Raw genomic sequence first — 22,699 nt, forward strand, 5'->3', positions numbered from 1 at the left:
ATTTAAAGATCACAAAACCATCACAATAATCAATCAACATACTGATTATCAAATAATTATAAAAACATAAAAATCAATACTTTCGTTATGTCCTCGTGACCGTCAGGTAATACTTCATGGCTAGATTGCAATAGAAATAAAACAAACTAGCACAATGAAGAAGTCTTTTATCCAATTAATGATCTTATGTGGTTTATCTCTAATGATAGCCAGTTGTGATGACGATGATGATGACATGGTAAACACCGAGGCAGGAACGCTTAATGGTGGTCCATTTAATTTTGTAATCGATGGAAACCCGGACATGGTAAGTGGAATAACTCAATCGGGCGACATGCGAGGAAGTAACTCAAGCTTTGTAATTACTGATGATGCAGGAAATATCCTGGGATTACCACCAAACATGACTGCTCTTGAAGGAGTAAATTTTGATGGTGCCGGACCTGGCATCTGTCTTATCTGGTATATCAGATATGAAGATGGTTTGATGGGGCTTGAAGAGGGTGAAAATGCCGATGACCTAACGGGTAATTACGACCTATCTAATTCGATAACTGTTGATAGACAAGGAATTAACGGTGGCGCAATTTCTGGCGGCCCTTTCACTTTTATAGTTGATGGTGAAGCCGATATGGTTTCAGGAATCACTCTTGATGACACCAATGTGAACGGACCAAATTCTACTTGGGTTATCACTGATGACGAAAACAATATATTAGGAATTCCTCCTACTTTAGCAGATGTAGAAGGAGTAAATTTTGATGGTGCCGGCGGAGGAATTTGCCTAATCTGGCACATGTCTTATGGAACTGACTTAATGGGAGCTGAGGTAGGAAACAATGTTTCTGATCTTACCGGAGCTTATGGCCTTTCTAATTCAATAATGGTTACCCGAGGTACTGCAGGTATGCTATCTGGTGGTCCGTTTAATTTTGACATTGACGGCACTCCTGATATGGTTAGCGGAATAACAGTTACAGATAATTTCGACTTAGCAAATACAAGCTATGTGATTACAGATGACGCAGGAAATATCCTTGGCCTACCAGGGACTATGACCGATCTAGAAGGGGTTGATTTTGACCCTGCTGGTGCCGGAGTTTGTTTAATCTGGAGAATAACCTATGCTGATGATTTGACAGGATTAGAAGTTGGAGAAAATGCGGCCAATCTTTCAGGAACTTATAGTCTTTCAAATTCTATTACTGTAAACAGGAACTAAATCCAAAAATAGTTTGTGGTCACGGTTAAGTCCCCTTTTTGGGGACTTTTCTATTTATCTCATTCTAAAAGAAAATTCAGTCTTTCTCTATACATTGTTTTTATACTTTTCAGATGATATCTTAGGAATTAAAACATCTTGAAAACTAATATACATGAGTTTGACGAAAGATCTTCCGGAACTTATCGAAGCGGGAATTATATCTGATGAAACAGCCGACAAAATACGGAATTACTATAAAACAAAGAAAAGTCCTTCCTCCAATAGACTATTTATAGCCTTTGGAATTTTAGGGGCATTATTAATTGGTCTCGGTATAATTTTGATCATCGCCCATAACTGGGATGATTTAACAAGAACAACCAGAACAATCATTTCTTTTATTCCATTAATTATCTCTCAGATTTTATGCCTCTTCATTCTCATTAAGAAAAAGGATGAAGTAGCCTGGCGAGAATCCGGCGCTATTTTATTGATTCTTTCTATCGGTGCATCAATTTCATTAGTAAGTCAAATTTATAATATTCCCGGAGACCTTTCCGGCTTTATTTTGACCTGGGTTTTACTCAGTCTCCCATTGGTTTATATCATGAGGTCTTCATTTTCCTCATTATTATATTTAATAGGCATTACTGTATATTCATGTGAAGTTAGTTATTGGGACTACGCCACCAGTTCATCATACGAATACTGGTTACTTCTTTTAGCAGTCTTACCATGGTACATTTACTTATTTAAAACTAAGCCATATAGTAATTTCACATTCTTTCATCATTGGCTCTTACCATTATCTGTTACCATTTGCCTGGGAACTATTGCCGAAAGTTTTGAAGAATTACTGTTTGTTACTTATATCTGTTGGTTCGGAGCAATCTATATTATTGGTAACTTCAGATATTTTGAAAATATAAAAAGTAGAAATAACGGATATATGATTATTGGTGGATTTGGAACGATGGTAATACTGTTCATTCTTAGCTTTGATGATTTCTGGCAGCATTTGAGAAATGATTTTAATATTGAAGGGGCATTCACTTCACCGGAATTTCTTTCAACTTTAGTGACATTTGTATTGGCAGCATTTGTCTTTCAAAGAAATTATAAGAATTCCAAAGCTAATAGCATACCTATTTTAGCTATCGTATTTCCGATTGTCTACTTCACTTTTATATTAGGAATGCATTCTCAGCTAGCAGTTTTCCTAATTAATTTCTTAATCCTGGCGATTGGAATTCTATATATCTACCAAGGAGCACATAAGAATCACCTCGGAATTATGAATTTTGGATTATTGAGCATTGCCATACTGGTAACATGCAGGTTTTTTGACTCTGACCTTCCATTTTATGTCCGTGGGTTGCTATTCGTGATTGTCGGTATTGGATTTTTTGTATCTAACTATTTGATCCTGAAGAAAAGAAAAACAAATGACTAAAAATAAGATCATATTTATCATATTTATCATCGTAGCACTAATACAGCTTTATGTACCTGCAAGTATGATAATTGATAGGGAAAAAGTTCTGGAGAAAGGTGTTGTATTAAAGATAAAAACAAGACCAATTGACCCAACTGATCCTTTCAGAGGAAAATATATTGATTTAAGATATGAGGCCAATAGTATCGAGGTAGACTCAACAGAATCATGGATTTATGGCACAGATATTTATGTAGTCATGAAGCCAGATTCAGATGGATTCTCAATACCAGCAGAAGTATCTAAAACAAAACCTGATACTGATAGTCCATATTTTAAAGCGAAAGTTGATGGTTACTATCATTATGATGGGCCACCTAAAATTGATATCATTTATCCTTTTGACAGGTTTTATATGGAAGAATCTAAAGCTTACGAAGCTGAATTAGCCTATCGGGATGCTCAATGGGACACTTCACAAGTTTCATATGCGATTGTAAAAGTTCTTGATGGACAGGCAGTACTTCAAGATGTGATCATTGGAGATGAATCTATAAAGAAAATTGTAGAAGAAAGATTAATCCAAAATAAGAAATAACCTTAGAGATACATTTAAATTTAACATTATTTAAAAAATGAAACCGCAGCCTGAAATACATCAGACTACGGTAAACCTACTTTATTAAACTGTAAATTATGAATCCTTAATTAGTTATTTCCAGCCTCCTCCAAGGGCTTTATATACATTCAACTTGGCATTCATTTGCTTTAATTTAGTTTCAATCAACTCAAACTTTGATTCCAATGCATCACGTTGGGTCATTAACACCTCCATATAGTCTGCTCTTGCAGATTTAAATAATACAGTGGAAATATTAATTGACTCGGTAAGTGCCTGAACCTCCTGGTTTTTCAGATCAAAACTTTGTTCAAGGTTACTAATATTTGAAACTTGATTATAAACTTCGATGTACGCATTCAAAATTGTCCTTTCATAATCATAGACTGCTTGAATTTGCTTTGCATTAGCTGATTTATACTCAGCTTTAATCGCCCTTCTATTAATCAATGGTGCCATAAGATCACCGGCAACCGAAAACAAAATTGATTCAGGTGTCTTAAACAGATATGTAGGATCAAAAGCTTGTAATCCAATACCGGCTGTTATATCCAGAGAAGGATAAAACTTTGCTTTAGCTACTTTTACATCAAGCTTTGCTGCCTCAAGTTCAAATTCAGCTTGTTTTATATCAGGTCGGTTTTCCAGTAGTTGAGATGGAATACCCGCCTTTATACCATTTGGATCAAGATCAATAATTGGCGTAGTCGAACGCTCAACACGCTGGGGATATCTTCCTACAAGGAAATTAATCCTGTTTTCAGTTTCAATTATCTGCTGCTGGATAGTAAAAAGTAAACTTTTGGAGCTTAGCAATTCAGCTTCAAACTTCTTTACTGCCAAAGCTGTTGCTTTAGCTGCTTCCTTCTGGATTTTAACAATATTCAGCGCATTTGTCTGGATTTCAATATTACGGTTAACAATTTCCAGTTGATTATCCAGTGCTAAAAGCTCATAGTAAGAGTTGGCAATTTCAGCAATCAGGTTAGTAACCATAAAATTCTTACCTTCAACCGTAGCAAGGTATTGTTTGACAGCAGACTTCTTCGCATTTCTCAGCTTCTTCCAGATATCAACTTCCCAGTGAGCGTAGGCACCAAATTTATAATCCTGAACAGGGTCGGGCATTTCACGTCCGGGTTCGATTTCTGTAGTTGCCTCACTTGCTCCAAATGGAGTATATCTAGCCTTCTTATCCAATCCGGCACCTGCCCCGATATCAACAAATGGCAAATACTCCCCTTTTCTGGCTTCAACTTCATTTTGAGATATCGCAATTTCCAATAAAACGATATTTAACTCCTGATTATTTACCAGAGCCGAATCGATTAGTGATACCAGATGTGGATCTTCAAAATAATCCTGCCATATAATATTTGCAGAATTAGTAGAATCACCGGAACCCTTATATGATTCCGGCATTTCTGTGTTTGCTGTTTTTTCGATAACCGAAGGTGTTTTACAGGCTGTAAACATTAACAGCAGCACAACAACACCTAACCCGGCATTTATTAATCTTCTATTCATTGTAATTAAAATCTTCAGTTAAAGGACTTTCTTGTTCGTCTTTAATCAGGTGGCGTCCATCAGCAAGTTTTGCGAAGATGTAGTATAAACCCGGAACGATAATCACACCGAAAATTGTCCCGAATAACATTCCTCCAAGTGCTGAAGCTCCAATAGTACGATTCCCGATAGCACCAGCACCTGTTGCTATAACCAAAGGAATCAAACCAGCAATAAATGCAAACGATGTCATTAGAATTGGCCTGAAACGAACCTTTGCACCTTCAATTGCTGCATCAAAGATTGACATACCCTGCTGGCGTTTCTGAACCGCAAACTCAACTATTAACACAGCATTCTTGCCGAGAAGTCCGATTAACATAATCAAACCGATCTGTGCATAAATGTCATTATCAAGACCCATCAATTTTAGCAAAAGGAACGATCCAAATACCCCGACTGGCAAAGAAGTAATAACCGCAAGCGGAATGATAAAGCTTTCATACTGGGCAGCCAGAACAAAGTAAACAAAGACTAATACAACCAGGAATACATACAATGACTCGTTACCTCTTCCAGCTTCATCGTATGAAAGCCCTTCCCATGCGATATCATAATCTTTTGGAAGTGTTTGAGCTGCAACCTCGCGAATTGCCTGGATTGCATCAGCCGTTGTATATCCCTTAGCCGGAAGACCTCTAATGGCTGCTGAGTTATACATATTATATCTAGTTACCTCGTTTGGTCCTTGGGTCTTTTTAAGCTTCATAAATGATGAATAAGGAACCATTTCGCCTTCTTCATTTTTAACATACATCTTTAGGATATCAGAAGGCAGCCTTCTGAATTTAGGATCTGACTGAACATATACCTTGAAGAATCGACCAAATTTGATAAATCCTTGCTCATAGGTACTTCCTACCATTATATTGAGATTTTCCATGGCATCACCAATTGAAACTCCCTTCTGCATGGCTAGTTCATTATCTATCTCCAGTTCATATTGGGGATAGTTAGCCGCAAAAAATGTAAACAAACCGGTAAGCTCTTTACGCTTACTCAAGTTATCCATGAATTCCTGGTTTATCTTGTCAAAATCCTGATAATCAGTTTCAGTGGTTTTATCTAACAATCGAAGTGAGAAACCACCTGAAGAACCAAAACCAGGAATTGCGGGTGGTTCGAAGAACTCGACAATTGCCCCCAGATCTTTTGACTTTTCTTCCAGCTCTTCCATGATTTCTTTTACCGAGTGGTGTCGCTGTGACCATGGCTTCAGGTTAATCAAACAAGTACCAGCATTTGAACCACGTCCTTCAGTCATAATCTCATATCCAGCTAGAGATGAAACAGATTCGACTCCATCAATTTCTTCACATACTTTCTGAAGCCTTCTTGATACCTCATTTGTTCTTTCTAGTGTAGCACCCGGAGGTGTCTGAATAATAGCATAGATCGTACCCTGATCCTCACTTGGTATGAAACCGGTTGGTAAAACCTGATTCTCCCATAAAATACCCAAGCCAAACAAGAACAAAACTCCAAAAGTCACCCACCTTCTATTGACAATCTTTTTAAGCATGCCCACATACTTTCCTGTAAGTCTGTCAAACCAGGCATTAAATTTATCAAGTGCTTTGGTCAGAATATTACCTTTCTTTGCATGGCCATGATGATTTTTCAATAATATGGCACATAATACCGGTGTTAGTGTCAAGGCTATAACAGCTGATATCACAATTGAACTTGCCATAGTAATTGAAAACTGCCTGTAAAATGTTCCTACCGGACCAGACATAAATGATATTGGTAAAAATACCGATACCATAACCATTGTAATTGCTACAATAGCACCTCCAATTTCTCCCAAAACTAATTTTACTGCCTGATAAGGAGTTAGTTTCGGCATTTCCTCCATTTTGGCATGGACAGCCTCCACAACAACAATCGCGTCATCTACAACAATACCGATGGCCAGTACCAGGGCAAACAAGGTTACCAGGTTAATAGACAGTCCAAAAATCTGCAGAATGAAAAATGCACCTATCAATGAAACCGGTACCGCAAGTATTGGTATCAAAGTAGATCTCCAGTCTCCAAGGAATACAAATACAACTATTGCAACCAAAAAGAATGCATCACGAAGTGTGTGAATAACCTGTTCAATTGAAGCATCAAGGAAGTTAGAAACATCATAACTGATTTTATAATCCATTCCCGGAGGAAATGAGCCCTTCATTTCCTCAACCTTAGCTTTTACTTCGGCAATAACATCACTCGCATTACTTCCATAATTTTGTTTTAGTACAATAGCAGCTGAAGGCTTGCCATCGAGATTGGAATAAATATCAAAGAACTCACTTCCCAGTTCAACCTTGCCAATATCTTTCAACTGTATTTTCTCGCCTTCGGAATTCGCTCTAATGATTACATCTTCATATTGCTTCGGCTCATTATACCTTCCTTTATATGTAAGTACATATTCAAGTGACTGGGCTTCAATACCCGAACTTCTACCAATACGACCTGGTCTACCTACAATACTTTGTTCCTGAAGTGCCTCCATAACTTCTTCAGCAGAAATATTATAAGCTCGCATTCTATCAGGATTAAGCCAAATACGCATAGCATATTTACGGCTACCAAGGATTTGCCCCCTTGCAACCCCTTTGATCCTGTTTATCTCAGGAATCATTTTTACATCAGCATAATTGTACAGAAACTTTTCATCCATACTCTTATCCTTTGCATATAAGTTGATATACATCAACATACTGGGCTGTATTGGGGTAATGATTACACCCTCCCTTTGAACAAGTTCAGGTAATAAAGGCATAACCTGATCAACCCTCGTTTTAACCCGGATAACCGCCTCGTTTGGATCTGTACCAGGTTCAAAAATAACTCTTAAAGTAGCCTCACCAGCACTTGTTGCATCGGTAGCTATATAACGCATCCCTTGAACACCATTAATGGAGTTTTCAAGAGTAACCAGAGTAGATTTTACCAATACATCGGCACTGGACCCAGGGTAAGCAATAAAAATATTGACTGTTGTAGGCGCAATTTGCGGGAATTGTGAAATCGGTAATTGCTTTATAGAAAGTGATCCTATAAAAACAATTAAAATCGAAATTACAATGGCAAATACAGGCCTATGTATAAATTTCTTAAACATCGATTCTATTATTTAAAATTTGTGAATTACTCTGCATAAAGATCTAATTGAGATAATGCAGTCTCCGGAGCTACGAATTCGTATTCGATCTCATCATTCTCTCTCACAAGACGCAAGCCATCAAGAAGAATTTTATCACCTTCTTCTAATCCATCTTGAATAATAAAAATATGTGGTAATTCTGCTGCTATGGAGATAGCTCTTGAGTGTATAGTGTTATGCTCATCAACAACATAGACATACACCTTATCAAGCACCTCAAAAGTAGTTTTCTGAGGAATAATCATAGCATTTTCATAAGGAACACCCATCAAAACATTACCAGTTTCACCATGTCTCAGCAAACCATCAGGGTTTGGAAATGTAGCTCTGAAAGGAATATTTCCGGTTTCGTGATTAAATTCTGCTTCAATTGTTTCAACAACACCATTGTAACCGAAAACTTTATTGTTTGCCATCAACAATTGAACATTAACTTGCTGATTTTCAGTTTCATTCGATTTATAATCAAGGTATTCCGCTTCCGGAACATTATAATAAACCCACATTTTGCTATTGTCAGATAAGCTGGATAGCAACTCACCTTCTTCAACCAAACTACCTTCTCTAACATGGAATCTATCTATAATCCCATCAAATGGAGCCTTAATTGTTGTGAAATCTAAATGAACCTGCGCCAGAGACAACTCGGCTTGAGCCTTTTGTAATTTGGCTAATGACATAGCCAGTTCGTTTGAAGATACAATATTGCTGTCAGCCAATTGCTTTGTGTTATTATATTCAATTTTTGCAAAACTCACTTCTGACTTTGCTCTTTGAAATTCAGCTTGATAAAGCCTTGGCATAATCTGGAAAAGTGGCTGACCTTTTTTCACAAACTGACCTTCATCCACATAAATATTCTGAATAAACCCTCTTTCCTGTGCTCTCAACTCAATATGTCTTATTGAATGAATCTGACATACATAATCCTTAGTTACTGATGTATCCATCTTCACAGGGCTTGTAACCAGTAACTTTCTTTTTTCTTCACTGTGTTCCTTGTGTGAATTACAGCTTGTATACATGAATAATGCACACAAACTGGCCAACATGAAAATTCTTTTCATAATTAGAAAAACCTTTAAAAATTTTGAAATTAATCGTTTGCGATATTAAAATATCGACGATAAGTTGGTTCTAGATGAACCTAATAAGAATTGGAAAATTCAAGCTTGAAATAAGCTTGATAAAAATAGTAGTATCATATTCTGAACACTTCGAACAGAATAAATGATTTTAGATTTGAATAAAATAAAGGTTTTTCGCTTATAGAAAAGCTAGTATTGTAAACAGAGAAGAAATACTCTAAGCAACTCTGAATGTTATGTAATACATCCAGATATATTTTAGTATTTAATTTCTTCTTATGTGTTTCTGATCTGTCATCATCCTCTTCTACTTCGAGATAATCAGGTATAATCTCTTGTGAAGGTAAATTTTTAGAAGATGATTGGGAGGAATATACAATCGGATATGTCTGAATATTCTTTTGGGAAAAAATATTAGATATTGACTGAGATAACTGATCGTTATCCACATTACCCGAATCTACCTCATTCGAAAGCATCAATGAATTGACACTTATGAAAAGGACAACGGATAAAAATGCAAATATCTTATTAGACTTTATTCCCATTTGGCTGTAAATGTATACCAAGGATATCTATCCTACAATAATATTAATCCATAAATATTACAAATGAATTATTTTTAAAATTTTGAATTGTTACGTTATCATAAGTTCAATAAATGGACTCACCAAAATAATTTTTTTAATAAAATAGCATTTCAATATCTAATAAACTTGTTTAAAAGACTGTAAAACATTCTCTTTCCATAAGTTGTTTAAATACAAACCAACTCCTTTAAAATTGAAATATTAAAAGAATTAATATTCATTTTAATGCATTCAAATAAATTTGTTAGCTTAATATAAATGATTATATTTATTATAATAAGCCGTTAAACTGTACAAAATCAATGAGCCAGCAGTTATACCGGAACACCACTACCAAACTACTATAATCATTATGAAAAACATTTTCATTACCCTAATGATCATGTGCTTGATCAGTTTAGGAACAGAATATAAAGTTCTGTCACAAACAACACATACTCTCACCCTGAAAGTAAACACCGCAGACATTAAAAAAAGAGATGCCTATCTTTATTGTACTTTTAGTGGGCAACCTGAAAACACAGATACTCGTGAATTCAAGACTGTTGTTGATGTCGGTGATAAAATTATTTGGTTAGGAGTTTCTACTAGCTCAGAAAATGATATTGTTCAAATAAAATCCATAAACCATGAAGGTGGTGATAATGTATTTGATAAAAATGTTCTAAAAGACTCAAATGAAAACCCTGGAATAGTTGAAGGTATTGTGCAGCAAGGCACTGAAGGATTTGTGCAAAAGTATAAAATCTCATTTAAGATTATTCGCAATGGAGATCCTGATAATACCAATTATAACGTAGATCCGAAAATCGAAGTAAGAAAGTATAACTAACCATCCAATGATATATGGGATAAACCTACATAGTATTAAAAAATATCAAATTCTAATTATAAAGTGGTCATTTATCTTTCTGCTTTGTATTATTCCATTTATATCATATTGTCAATCTTTATCCGAAACCGATAGTGCATTGATTTTATATGAATCTGATTCACTTTCAGACAAGGAATTATTACCTGTTCTTGAAATCCTTGCCAATTATTCTGACCCCAACGACAAATTAATATACAGTAATGAACTTATCGCTTTATCGCTAGACCTAAATGAGAGCGATTATCTATATGTTGGGTACCTGAACAAAGGAAACGCTCTAAGGATGAAAAGTGAATTAGTTCAGGCTTTGGAAAGTTATTTTAATGCTTCTAAGGTGGCAGAAGAAAATAGTATGACCTACGACCTAAACAGGCTAAACATCTCAATAGCAGATATTTACTCTGAGCGTGGAGATCATACTAATGCAACTCGATACTATTTAAAAGCAATCAATTCAATACAAGAAGGCAACTCAGATTCCTTAGGTCTTGCTAAAGCATATGAAAACCTTGGAGATGAATATCTAAATTATAACATGCCTGATTCGGCTTTATTCTATTTTAATAAGTCGGGTGCAATATTTGAAAACCTTAATGATCTTGAAGGAATTGCATATAACTTTGGTAACAGAGGAATTGCTTTAGCAGAACTAGGCAAAGATGAACAAGCTAAAGACTTCATCAACAAAGCAATAACTCAACTTGAAATGATGGAAAATTATTATCCGATTTCAATTTTCCTTACTTACATGTCTGATATTTATTTAAACCAGAGCAATACAACTGTCGCATTAAATTATGCCAGAAGAAGCCTAGACCTAGCCACAAAATACGATTTAAAAGATCAGATCAGGGATGCCCATTATAAATTATCGGAATTATATGAAAGAACTGATGATTATAAAAACTCTCTGATTCATTATAAAAGCTATAAAGCATATGTTGATAGTGTAAATAATTATTCATCAATTCAGGATCTCGCAAATATGAGATCAGACTTCGAAATTGCTAAAAAACAAATTGAAGTTGACCTTTTAAATCAGCAAAAGAAAAATCAAAAAATAGTAGTAATCGGTGTTATAAGCGCACTGGTTGTCTTGATTATTTTTGCAATTGGGTTAGTTCGCAGAAACAGGTTTATTGAACACACAAATGGAATTATTGAAAGAGAAAAGGCTAGATCAGATAACTTACTACTAAATATTCTTCCAGAAGAAATAGCACAAGAACTAAAAGAAAACGGAAAGGTTAAAGCTAGAAAATTTGAAGAGGTATCAGTGATGTTTGCTGATTTCATTGGATTCACCAGACATTCCAACAACCTAAGTCCTGAAGTCCTTGTAACTAGTGTGGACTTTTTCTTCTCGAAGTTTGATGCAATAATTGAAAAAAACGGACTGGAAAAAGTAAAAACTATCGGTGATGCATATATGTGTGCTGCCGGATTGCCATTTCCTGAAAAAGATCATGCTCAAAAAATAATTTGTGCAGCAGTTGAGATTTTGGAATTTGTTGAAAATGTAAAAAAAGAAACACCAGAAGGCATTGTTCCATTTGACATAAGAATAGGAATAAATAGTGGACCCGTTGTTGCCGGAGTAGTAGGCACCAAAAAATTTGTTTATGACATATGGGGTGATACAGTAAATATTGCTTCAAGAATGGAGTCAAATTCCGAATCAGGAAAAATCAACATTTCTGAAACAACATTTGATCTTATAAAAGAAAAATATGAATGTATCTCCAGAGGAGAAATTGATGTCAAAAACAAAGGATTGATGAAAATGTATTTCATCTCCGACTCATTATTAAACAATGAAAATAACTCAATCAAAGATGTTGCGAAACACTCATCCTATTAATTTCTTGACCAATTCAGCTTACTTTCCCTCTTTATTTTCATCATCCTCTTCATTACTTTCTCCACCAAATTCCACTTCATCCAGCTCAGACTTTGCTTCCATAATTTCCTTTTTAAAAGGGCCATCAAATTGTGTTTCATCCACAGGATATAGTGAATCCTGGAATACCTGACCATATATTTCCCATAAAGCAAGGAACAAAGCTGCGATAAGTGGACCAATAATAATTCCGGCTATTCCAAAAAGAGCAAGACCCCCAAGGGTTCCAAATAAAATCATTAAATCAGGAAGACCGGCATCTTTACCAACAAGCTTCGGACGAATTAGGTTATCAATATTTCCAACAACAACTGCACAGTAAATAGCAAGAACAATCGCAGCAGTGGTATCACCCACAATAAATAGGTAAATAACTGCAGGTATCCATACGATTGCCGTTCCCAAAGCAGGTATGATAGAAAATAATATCATAACAACACTCCAGAAAATAACATTTGGTATCCCGGCAAAGGCCATTCCGATACCTCCTAATACACCCTGAACAATTCCAATCAATAAAGTCCCCTTTAGTGTTGCTTTAGTCACCTTTACAAACTTGGTCAACAAGGTATTTTCTTCCTCATTCTTTAATGGCAGATAGTATAAAAACTTCACCAAATACTCCTTTCCATAAATAAGAAAGTAGTAAAGTGTAAAAAGAAACATGAAAAATGAGAATATAAAACTGGCTGTTCCTGAAGAAAAGCTTTGCAATCCATCAATAAAAAAGTTGCCAACCCCCTTAACTATATTCCCAATAGTAGCAGCAAGCTTTTCTTGATTTGGGAAAACCTTATGAACAATAGGAATGGATTCTAATTCAGTTATAATAATGTTTGGCTCCTTAGAAACCTTTGTTAAAAAAGGTTCAGCTAACTTTACAGCATCTATCGCCTGCTCAATGACAATCACCATTAATCCAGCTAAAGGAATTAAAATGACGAATACAAATAACATTAAGGTAATACCTGCTCCGGCAGAAGTGCGCCCATTTAACTTATTAACTATTCGCTTATAAATTGGAGTTAAAATTCCGGCAAATATTGCCGCAAGAAATATAGGCATTAAAAAACCTTTTATCATCACCAGGAACAAAACAGTAATTCCTAAGGTCATGATCAAAACAGTAGCTCTGTTAAAAGTTTGGTTTTTCATCATCGAGGATTTTGGTAGTAACAATAAAAATAGTAATTATAACATACATTTTTTTAAAGTTTAATCAAATAAATAATCCCAATACATGGTAAACTACGATAATAGGCAATTTCGTCCTGTAGAATCTTCAGAAAATAGTGAAACAACTAATAATACAATCTTTGAGTACAAACAATCCGGAAATATCCTGACTGCTTTATATCAAGGAGGAAATATTTTGAAGGGACATTTAATAGGATTGGTTGCCAAAGATGGATCTATCGATATGCGCTATCACCAAGTCAATAACAAAGGTGAGTTAATGACAGGTATTTGCCAATCAAAACCCGAAATTTTAGAAAATGGCAAGATCAGACTCCATGAAACCTGGCAATGGACTTCCGGAGATAAGTCAACCGGAACTTCAATTATTGAGGAGATTTAAAACCATTAAGATTTAATTCAATATTTAATAAGGGCACACATTAAGCAAATAAGCTATTATAAAGGTTATTTTTATTTCCGAATGGTCTAATTAAACGTGGGTAAAATAATTGATCTCCATTAATAAAAGATGAAATGACCAGATCAGGCCATTTCATCCATAAATATTTCTTCTATTGGCTTACCGAAAATTTTGGAAAACCGAAAAGCTAAGGGTAAACTGGGATCAAACTTCCCCTTCTCTATCGCATTTATCGTTTGACGAGAGACGTCCGCAGCTTCTGCTAACTGTGCCTGAGTCATATCATGCTCAGCCCGTAATACTTTAAGCTTGTTTTTCATTTGTAGCGGTAGTTTCCAATGAAAATTGATGCTAAATAGGTAATTGAAATCAGGATCACTAATACTGAAATTTCTGCATCACTCTTGATCACATTTGTAACATCCAACATTGAATAGGCTAACCCACCAATTACTGCCACTCCCAAAGTTAATCCCATTGCATCCATATAAATTTTGCGTTGCAACTCATCCAGATCTTTCAAATATTTACGATTTGCAAGAATTAATCCCACTCCCATAATTATGTTTAAAATAATGGCTGCAATAGAATACGTCTGGTTAAAATCCCAAATATATTTTGACCCGAAAGATACCAATGCGACTGTTAGTAACCAGGCAAAAGTCCAAATGGCCAACTGCTTAGTGTTTTTCATGGTCTGCTGTTTGATATTTACTTTTTCCATATTTGTAAAGTTAAGTTTAACTTATGTAAAGTTTTATTTACACAAATATACACTAAAAAATTACAATGTAAACAATACTTTACAAAAAGATTATAATATTTTACAATTAGCTATTAGATAGTTACTTATATAAGCAGAATTGAACTTGAATTAATTACAACAACACATTCAACAAATTCATAATCTTTATTCATTTGAAATCAGCAGCTATGCTATCATCAATGTTTCGCCCTTATTCATTTAATACACTTAATGCATTATCTATACTTTTTAATAATTGCTCTTCTTTTATGACTACATCATTCATTGATATTGAGAGAAATGTGGCTATTTTCCAATTAGATTCATCATTGTCAATGAAGTCCATTGTGATAAATCCGGATAAAAGTATGTTTGAATATTCCTCGTAAGCTCTTTGCTTTGTGTAAACATCATTTATAGCCTGAATCTTGTTCAAATCAATTTTATTAAATACACCTGTCTGAATTCCAGTTTGAAATGCACTATTACTAAATGACAATGTGTTTACTCCATTAAAAAATCCTGGCTTAAATCCTTTTAAATCCTTCTTCATCATATAAAACCGGGTACTGTCTCTTACCATCCTATGATAATCAATAACCTTCTCAATCTTTATTTTATTAGATTGAATTTCAGATTCAACATTCTCAATTAGTGAATTGTATTTATTTGTTTCTTTTCTAACTTCTGACCAATTTGAAATAGCAAAGCCAAGAAAGACACCTATTGTCACTGATATCACCTGAATTAATAAATCATTGATTTTACTTTTCATTTAATTCATCTGTTACGATTGAAAGTCAAAAATATCAAAACGTACTTTCTCCATAGTAAACCCTAATAAGGCCTACAATCATTAATTTTCAACCAGCCTATTCCTGATTATTAGGCAAAGGCGTAATCATAATGTGAGCTCTGTGAGTTCCCGGCTCCATAATCCATGGGTGATTTGGCGCCAAAGGTGATTCAGGTAATCCTGTAGACTCAGAAGTTGCGTAAGGCATATAAACAACATAGCGTTTCTTAGCCCCATCTACCTCGTTAATTTCAGGGTTATACATTTCATTTGGTCCATGATAAATGTGAAGAGTCAATCCGGGAGTGATTGTTAATTTTCCAGATTTCATTTCTTCACCTCGGATTTCATATATTTCATCTCTGGATTTTCCTTCAGCTCTTAACTCTCTTCCTCTTGCCATAAAGGGTTCTAGATCTTTGTGATAACATGCAGCATTAAAACCTTCCTTATTTGGGTCGTCAGTCAAAACGATCAGCTCGTTGTCACCTTCCCTGTAAGTCACAAATTCACCTGCTTTATTAAATCCAATAACCTTACAATTGGATCGACTTTCAGCAGGGGCTGCCAATAACGAAGTGGCAATTAACGCTTCTTCAGAATCAATTGGCTTAAGTTCTTTATTTGTATTTTCTGATGGATCCTCTAACATAGATTTGGCAGTTGTGGATTCTTCTTTTTCATTATTAGTGCTATCCGATGAATTACAGCAAATCAACAATCCTGTGATAACGAGTGTGGCTAGAATATTTTTCATTTTATAGGGGATAATATTTTTGTCTAAAAGAACCTTCGTAAATAAAGACTTATCGTGGTTCAAATTTAAAATAGGTGAATTTTGAGGGATTTCAAATAATTGAAGGGAAGTAATTGATAATGAACGCAGAAAATCAATCATTCTTGGTTACAGTAACATAACGAAAGTGTTGGAGAACTAGGTTAGTACATATTAAACTAATGGCTAGTGTCCTTACTAGCCATTAGTTGTTTAGTATAATCACATAACTCGCTATCACTCGTAACCGAATTGCGTTTGCAAGCAGTTCAATTTATAGGCGTCCTCCGCTATACAAATCCACATCCATATGAGGTCTGACTCTGGGGCCGTTAGGTCCAAAGTCCATACTTATTCCGGCGCTTGTGCCCCACCTCATGTTTGAACACCCACTTAAGGATAGTAACAATAGAAATATGAAGATTAGGGCTATATTTTTCTTAATTAATTTCATGATTGTGTTTTTTTCAGTTTTATTAATTCCATTCCTGAATAGTCAACTGTGCTCCAACCGGATCAATTAATACTGCGACTGTTCCGTTTCTAATTCCCTGGTTTGGATTCATTACAATATAAGCTCCTGCTGCTTCAGCTTTTGATGCTGCTTGATCTACATCAGCCACCTTAATATATGGCATCCAGGCAGTTCTTCCTTCTTCAATAGGGTTCTTAATAGCCCCCGATAGTTTTGTTCCATTTTTAGAAAATATAAAATATGGAGCTTTACCTTGTTTTACTTCTTCGGTTTCATACAATACTAGTCCTTTGTAGAAATTAAGTGAACCCTCTAGATTAGTCGTCCACAATTCATTCCAAAGCCAACTATTATTCATAACAGACTCAGATGCCGGATCACCGGTAGATGATTTTAACAGGGCAACAATTGCTCCTTGAGGATCCTGAATTAAAGCAGTGCTTCCCCTACCATCAAATTCAGCCGTATCAAAGATAGTTTTACCACCACTGGCCTCATTAAATTTCAAGGCGGCATCTAAATTCTGAACAGAGATTGATCCTACCCATTCGCTTCTATCACCATACTTCGGTGCAAGCTGGAAGATTCCTCCAATGGCCTTACCATTGTTTTTTATCACATGATAAAGGTTATCACCGCTACCAAGAGTTTCAAACTCCCAGCCGAATACCTCTCCATAAAATTTCATAGCTGCTGTTGGATTTGAGGTAGCCAGGTCATGCCATACAAACTGCCCTGGATTATAATTTTCAGTTACAGTTTCTGAAACTGATGGATATGTGATGCCACCATTACAACTCGCTCCCAGGATTACTATGAGTGAGAGAAACAGTACATTAAATGACCGTCTGAAATTCATGATTTTCTGATTCATATCTGAATAGTAGGTTGATATTATTTAAAACAATCCATCACGGTTTCAAAAAGCAGAAGGTTGTTATCAACTGAATTTGAAAACCTAAATGAACCTGATTTTTAAGAATTATTATATATTAAAATAATAAATTCCGGGCAATTCTACTGCATCTATGTGGGGTTATTATCAGGAATAGTTCTATGACGGTTGCGTATATGTTTATAAATAGTTCTTGATACATCCAGGTTTGATTATTAACAGTTAAATTTATAGCCCTTGTTTAACGAAGCATAACAAGGGAGTTTGTGAACTGCGTTTACAACGCAGTATATAAGTTTCACAGAATAAAACTTCCACATGGCATTCTTCAGTTTCACACGAAGAAAGTCATTTCGAACAACATGAGTTTAAATCAAGAAAGTAAAATTCTCGATTATTCAAACATCCATATGATTATCCTTTAGTGAGAAATCTCATGTTCTGCAATTTTAAGTCTTTGGATATTTCAAAAATATATTTTGCACATTTTACAAGTACAAAGAGTTTGAAAGTCCTACCATTATGAGATTTCTCACCAATAAGTTCACTAATGAAAAAATCATCGCATAATTTGACTTTGAACTTCTAAGGAATCAAAGGAGGTTCGAAATAACGCCATGATGACACATAATTCACGGTGTTCGACACTTTTTTGCTGTTCGACATTTGTAATGTCGAACTTCTATCATATGATCTTTGATCCGGATAAAATAATTACAAATCGATCGATGTGCCTTAAGGTTTACAAATCCTGAAGAGCAAAGTGATAACAATAAAATCCATGATACTTCATTGTTCAAACCTACAAGGTCGATTGATATCGTTCTAAATTTCTTATTAAATCAGCACATTCATCAATCATACTTTTATAATTATCCCTCCTCGTGTAGGCACCATTAAGTTGAATTGTATTTAGTAAATGGGAATCCTCTTTTAATAACATAACATCATCAGCAGTGTAATCAGACATATCTGGAATACGATGTGATATTGCAATTATTACATTTTGAGACGCGGTTTGAAGTAAGAACTCCTCCTCTTTTTCCAGTGCGGAATAAAGATTATAATACTTAATCATCTTTTCCCTTAGGACATCATTTTTAATAATACTTAGGTGAGCACTTGAAGTTATCTCTGTATACGTTGCTTTTAATGATGAATAAGGAGGAATAGGGCGCCATTGGTATTCAAAATATTGAATAATCGAATCTCCTTCAGTACCATTTTTTATCATACTTAAAAGCTTATTCTTAGTACGCGCCTGATCCTTTAGCCTGAGATAGTTTTTTGTTAGACCAATAGAATCTTGTTTGAGTTCAGCAACCAGATTTTGTAGATACTTTCTTTCCAGTTCATTTTCTTTACCAAGCTGCTGCCAAGCATTAATTTGAATAGCTATCAAAATACCGATGACTACAAGAACAATTTCACCAATAGCATATTTTAGATATTTAGCTATACTCTTTTTCTGTAGCATTTCTTGTCTGACTTTTCGATAAAACTTAATCATTATACATTCAGGATTCTTAAACAACAGGCTATTTCGAAGAATTGGCTACTTTACATCCTTGCTTAATATATTCTTTTTTTTGATCAAATAAAAAAGTGACCAGTTGTTCGACATTTGTAATGAAGAACTTCTATCATAGAATCTTTGGTTCAGGTTAATGGATTGCAAATCTATTAATTCATGGCTATTCGATATGCCCTTCGGAACATATCGAATTTAAAATAACAGGGATTTGAAATTCCGGTTTATCCCAGATTCCAGATGCATTGCAATAACACTTGCCCTGACAAGCTTAGCTTCGTCATGGGTCTGTTTTAAAATATTTTAAGAAGTAGCATTAACGGCATTACAAATGCCAACTTCACACATCATCGTTACAAACGAGAACGATAAGCAACAAAATACCGTCATTCTGAGCCAGCTTGCGAATGAATCTGTTACAAATAAAGACAATAAAATATTTTAATCGCCCTTGTTTAGCAAAGCATAACGAGGGAGTTTGAGAACTGCGTTTGTAACGCAGCATTTAATTAAAGGGATTTGAAATCTCAGGTTATTCCTGATGCCAGATACGATATCAGCTGGGCTAGGATAAACGGTATTACAAATAACAGACTCACACATTTTTGTAATAAAAGAATATGCAGAAATATGGTATAACCGAGTTATTCAAATTTTATTTCCTGAGTTTGCGCTGTTAACTCAGTACCTGATTCTAGTTTATATTTTACAGTGAAAACAGCATTATCCGGAACATTATCTGTTTTTGTCAAGTCAGCTTGAAAACCTTCCAGCCAATAAGGTCTGTCTTCTAATAAGTCATATATGGATAATACTTCTACATCATAACCTGGCACCGAAAAGTTACCAGTAACATCATTAGTTTCCTGAGTTTGAGTATCTGTCACTAAAATGGTGACTAAAACGATTGGGTCAACTACTATAATATTTTCTGGCGGACATTCACAACTAGTTGCATAAGCTGATGAATAACCAAATGAACTCAGATCAAATAACGTTTGGTTATATGCGACCTCATTTAATTCAGTTAATAACTCAAATGATAAACCAAAAGAATTTTTAATTGCGGAACCTGTAGTCTCTACAGGATTAAACCCTGAAGTGTCCCATGACCTTATTTCCACCCCCGTATACGTCATTTCATAGGTTAATACAGGCTCACAATTACAACATGATGTGATAAGAAATTGCACGAAATAAATCGTAAAAATTGAAACGATCTTTTTATTCATAATAGATAGTATTTAGTGTATCGAAGCACAACCATTTATGGTAAAATAGCTGTCTTCAACGTTTCGTTTTGGTTGTTGAAAATGTCATGACTGTGCATCGCAAATCATGTAAGTATCAAAAATATATTATTCTAATTCAAAATAAAATATTTAAGACTAATAAAACCATTATCATTCTACACATTAGTTCATGCTGTACGGCACTTATTGCTGTTTGACATTTGCAATGTCGAACATATATCAATAGGATTTTTGATCCAGCTAATTGGATAACAAATCTATTAATTCATGGCTATTCGATATGTTCCAAATGGCATATCGAATTTAAAATTACAGGGATTTTAAATCCCTATCTAATCAGGATTCCAGATTCGAGATCCTAACATCTGAAATAGAATAATTAAATTTATTTAGATTCTGCAATTCCCAAAACAATATTTGAATGTTTAGATACTTCCAATCGAATAGAACCACCTATTTTATAACTATCGCAGACCTCCTTATCTTTTGTTAAATAAGTATAGTTTTCTGTCTGGATAAAATAGTCAAAAGATTTTACAGTGGTTTTATGATAAAAGGGCCCACTACTGGTTGTCCACCCATATGTTTTGGTTCCCTTTTCAACAATCTCTTCTTCAATAATAAACTTTTCCTGACTAGTTAGATCTGCACGAATGGTTGCTGTTTTTTTGTTAAAATTCCTATGGGTGAAAGCAATTCCGATTACAGGTAAAATTAAAATCAACCCAAATACCATCCATAACCATTCATGAAATAACGAGAAAAAGAAAAAGAACAGACAAAAAACACTAAACATTATCATCATGGTAACATCTACAGTCCGCTTTTGCTTATGCTCATTAAATATAAACTGTATCACATCTTTATCCTTTTCACTAAATGAAAAAAACGTCTTACTCATTTATTTATACTTATTCATCAACCCAAAATCAAACGGCGTCCACAGGCAGGATTTCAATCCGCTTTCTTTAAACCCGATATTTACCCAGCTATTACACGTTTTGTAACATGAATAACTTCCTTTTGCCTTATAAAAATCGTCGATAGTTGAATACCCCTGATTTTCCAGAATAGTTTTTTGACCATTATCATCTAACTTGAACGATTCCTGTATATATGAATTGATTTTCCTCAGTTCATCCTCAGTGATTTTTACTCCAACCCAGCCTGATCTTTTCCCTTTATATCTGGTGACATGCATCAGAGTTGAACTCTTCAAAAACATTGCACTGAAGGCATTTCCAAAAGTCAAATCATCCCAGGTTGGTGTATTGATATAGAAATTTTCATCGCCCCAGCCAAACGATATGTAATCAGCAAATTGCCCATGCTTAATTCCTGACAGCAATAAACTATCTATATCTTCTTGCGGAATGACAATATCCAAATGGACTCCATTGGTACTCAGGTATATTGTTTTATTAGCAGGCTCATTTGTGGATTCCCTTTCAACCGTAATTGAAGTTAGCAGCAAAGAAACAGCTAGATAAATAATGGGAAGTGTTAAAAAAAATAGTACCCACTTTACAAAATGCTTAAAAAATTTCATCCGGTAAGTATAAGGATTTTTTACAAAAAAATTCCTATTACTCACGCTGTTCGACACTTATTGCTGTTCGACATTTGTACTATCGAACTTATATCAATAGGCTAAATGGATAACAAATCCATCGACATGGTTATTAGACATGTCTCGAAGTCCATATCTAATTTATTATCTGAAGGCATAGTTAGCTGGTTTCAAAATAGCGAACAATTTGGAAATTAATAAATTCAACATGTAGACTTCTTAGTTCTCAAAATCAAAAGACAAATCCCAGGTAATTCTTATTGCTAAGGTAATGGCTAGAAAACAAACTACCCAGAAAGCTGTAGGTCCAGAAGCTCCTTTAAACTCAAGCCCAAAAAATTTGAATTCTAATGGTCCTGCAACTGTTCTTAAAGCAAGCACAATCACAATTGCAGCTATTGCTGCTGCAGGTAAACCTACAATAGTTGGAAAATGCTTTAGCCCTATTCCTTTCCAATAATTTTCATCTACGGCCAAAAAAGCTATTCTACCAAAAAAAACAAGAGCAAAAATCAATGTACCAAAAACAGCTGTCCAACTTAAAATCTTTCTTAGTTTAATTTCTAAATCAGTTTGATCTTTCATATTATAAAACGTTCTAATAAATATTTGTTATCAAATAA

21 protein-coding genes are annotated in these 22,699 nt (G+C 34.8%); 6 read left to right on the forward strand and 15 right to left on the reverse strand.

Annotation, left to right across the window (positions count from 1 at the left end; genetic code table 11):
* Positions 1 to 154 precede the first annotated feature (154 nt).
* The 3 genes from HH304_RS05760 to HH304_RS05770 all read left to right on the forward strand — a co-directional run bounded on the left by HH304_RS05760 (position 155) and on the right by HH304_RS05770 (position 3,237).
* Positions 155 to 1,222, forward strand: coding sequence for a hypothetical protein (locus HH304_RS05760; protein ID WP_169678880.1), 1,068 nt, complete (start codon positions 155 to 157; stop codon positions 1,220 to 1,222).
* Between the two features lie 154 nt (positions 1,223 to 1,376).
* Complete coding sequence (locus tag HH304_RS05765) at positions 1,377 to 2,657, forward strand: DUF2157 domain-containing protein (protein WP_169678882.1); 1,281 nt, start codon at positions 1,377 to 1,379, stop codon at positions 2,655 to 2,657.
* On the forward strand, positions 2,650 to 3,237 hold the full coding sequence (locus HH304_RS05770) for a GDYXXLXY domain-containing protein (protein ID WP_169678884.1): 588 nt from the start codon (positions 2,650 to 2,652) through the stop codon (positions 3,235 to 3,237). Before HH304_RS05765 ends, HH304_RS05770 begins: the two co-directional genes overlap by 8 nt.
* Before the next feature lie 114 nt (positions 3,238 to 3,351).
* Here HH304_RS05770 and HH304_RS05775 read toward each other — a convergent pair whose 3' ends face one another.
* The 4 genes from HH304_RS05775 to HH304_RS05790 form a co-directional block, all read right to left on the reverse strand.
* Positions 3,352 to 4,785: a TolC family protein gene (locus HH304_RS05775; protein ID WP_169678886.1), complete on the reverse strand. Its 1,434-nt coding sequence runs from the start codon at positions 4,783 to 4,785 to the stop codon at positions 3,352 to 3,354.
* Complete coding sequence (locus HH304_RS05780; protein ID WP_169678888.1) at positions 4,778 to 7,942, reverse strand: efflux RND transporter permease subunit; 3,165 nt, start codon at positions 7,940 to 7,942, stop codon at positions 4,778 to 4,780. Before HH304_RS05780 ends, HH304_RS05775 begins: the two co-directional genes overlap by 8 nt.
* 26 nt (positions 7,943 to 7,968) lie before the next feature.
* On the reverse strand, positions 7,969 to 9,051 hold the full coding sequence (locus HH304_RS05785) for an efflux RND transporter periplasmic adaptor subunit (protein ID WP_169678890.1): 1,083 nt from the start codon (positions 9,049 to 9,051) through the stop codon (positions 7,969 to 7,971).
* A 134-nt stretch (positions 9,052 to 9,185) separates the two neighbouring features.
* Positions 9,186 to 9,620 carry a hypothetical protein gene (locus HH304_RS05790; RefSeq protein ID WP_169678892.1) on the reverse strand — a complete coding sequence of 145 codons (435 nt, stop codon included), beginning with the start codon at positions 9,618 to 9,620 and terminating at the stop codon, positions 9,186 to 9,188.
* Between the two features lie 394 nt (positions 9,621 to 10,014).
* Between HH304_RS05790 and HH304_RS05795 the strand changes: the two genes are divergently transcribed.
* A complete protein-coding gene (locus tag HH304_RS05795; protein ID WP_169678895.1) occupies positions 10,015 to 10,494 on the forward strand; it encodes a hypothetical protein in 480 nt (159 codons plus the stop codon).
* Positions 10,495 to 10,501: 7 nt separating this feature from the next.
* Positions 10,502 to 12,397 (forward strand): adenylate/guanylate cyclase domain-containing protein, encoded by a 1,896-nt coding sequence (locus HH304_RS05800; RefSeq protein WP_169678897.1) that lies wholly within the window; start codon positions 10,502 to 10,504, stop codon positions 12,395 to 12,397.
* An 18-nt stretch (positions 12,398 to 12,415) separates the two neighbouring features.
* Here the strand turns inward: HH304_RS05800 and HH304_RS05805 are convergent, their stop codons facing one another.
* Positions 12,416 to 13,591, reverse strand: coding sequence for an AI-2E family transporter (locus tag HH304_RS05805; protein WP_169678899.1), 1,176 nt, complete (start codon positions 13,589 to 13,591; stop codon positions 12,416 to 12,418).
* Between the two features lie 85 nt (positions 13,592 to 13,676).
* On the opposite strand from HH304_RS05805, the gene HH304_RS05810 reads away from it, so the two are divergent.
* The gene (locus HH304_RS05810; RefSeq protein WP_169678901.1) at positions 13,677 to 14,015 is read left to right on the forward strand and encodes a n-acetylglutamate synthase; all 339 of its coding nucleotides are present in this window, start codon (positions 13,677 to 13,679) and stop codon (positions 14,013 to 14,015) included.
* A gap of 143 nt (positions 14,016 to 14,158) precedes the next feature.
* Here the strand turns inward: HH304_RS05810 and HH304_RS05815 are convergent, their stop codons facing one another.
* From HH304_RS05815 to HH304_RS05860, 10 genes are all read right to left on the reverse strand, one after another.
* Entirely contained in the window at positions 14,159 to 14,356 is a 198-nt protein-coding gene (locus tag HH304_RS05815; protein ID WP_169678903.1) for a helix-turn-helix transcriptional regulator, read from the reverse strand.
* A complete protein-coding gene (locus tag HH304_RS05820) occupies positions 14,353 to 14,760 on the reverse strand; it encodes a hypothetical protein (protein WP_169678905.1) in 408 nt (135 codons plus the stop codon). The genes HH304_RS05815 and HH304_RS05820 overlap by 4 nt, the downstream gene beginning before the upstream one ends.
* Positions 14,761 to 14,992: 232 nt before the next feature.
* Positions 14,993 to 15,556: a hypothetical protein gene (locus HH304_RS05825; protein WP_169678907.1), complete on the reverse strand. Its 564-nt coding sequence runs from the start codon at positions 15,554 to 15,556 to the stop codon at positions 14,993 to 14,995.
* A 97-nt stretch (positions 15,557 to 15,653) separates the two neighbouring features.
* Positions 15,654 to 16,334, reverse strand: a complete 681-nt coding sequence (locus tag HH304_RS05830) for a hypothetical protein (protein ID WP_169678909.1) — start codon at positions 16,332 to 16,334, stop codon at positions 15,654 to 15,656.
* Positions 16,335 to 16,828: 494 nt separating this feature from the next.
* Complete coding sequence (locus HH304_RS05835; protein WP_169678911.1) at positions 16,829 to 17,686, reverse strand: VOC family protein; 858 nt, start codon at positions 17,684 to 17,686, stop codon at positions 16,829 to 16,831.
* An 838-nt stretch (positions 17,687 to 18,524) separates the two neighbouring features.
* Entirely contained in the window at positions 18,525 to 19,232 is a 708-nt protein-coding gene (locus HH304_RS05840; protein ID WP_271711519.1) for a DUF6090 family protein, read from the reverse strand.
* A gap of 665 nt (positions 19,233 to 19,897) precedes the next feature.
* A complete protein-coding gene (locus HH304_RS05845; RefSeq protein WP_169678915.1) occupies positions 19,898 to 20,485 on the reverse strand; it encodes a hypothetical protein in 588 nt (195 codons plus the stop codon).
* A 406-nt stretch (positions 20,486 to 20,891) separates the two neighbouring features.
* On the reverse strand, positions 20,892 to 21,407 hold the full coding sequence (locus HH304_RS05850; protein ID WP_169678917.1) for a hypothetical protein: 516 nt from the start codon (positions 21,405 to 21,407) through the stop codon (positions 20,892 to 20,894).
* Positions 21,408 to 22,055, reverse strand: coding sequence for a DUF2459 domain-containing protein (locus HH304_RS05855; protein WP_169678919.1), 648 nt, complete (start codon positions 22,053 to 22,055; stop codon positions 21,408 to 21,410). It abuts the gene before it with no gap.
* Positions 22,056 to 22,295: 240 nt separating this feature from the next.
* Positions 22,296 to 22,661, reverse strand: coding sequence for a hypothetical protein (locus tag HH304_RS05860; RefSeq protein WP_169678921.1), 366 nt, complete (start codon positions 22,659 to 22,661; stop codon positions 22,296 to 22,298).
* Between the last annotated feature and the right edge of the window lie 38 nt (positions 22,662 to 22,699).

Source organism: Marinigracilibium pacificum, from assembly GCF_012926615.1.
GTDB classification, from domain to species: Bacteria; Bacteroidota; Bacteroidia; order Cytophagales; family Cyclobacteriaceae; genus Mangrovivirga; species Mangrovivirga pacifica.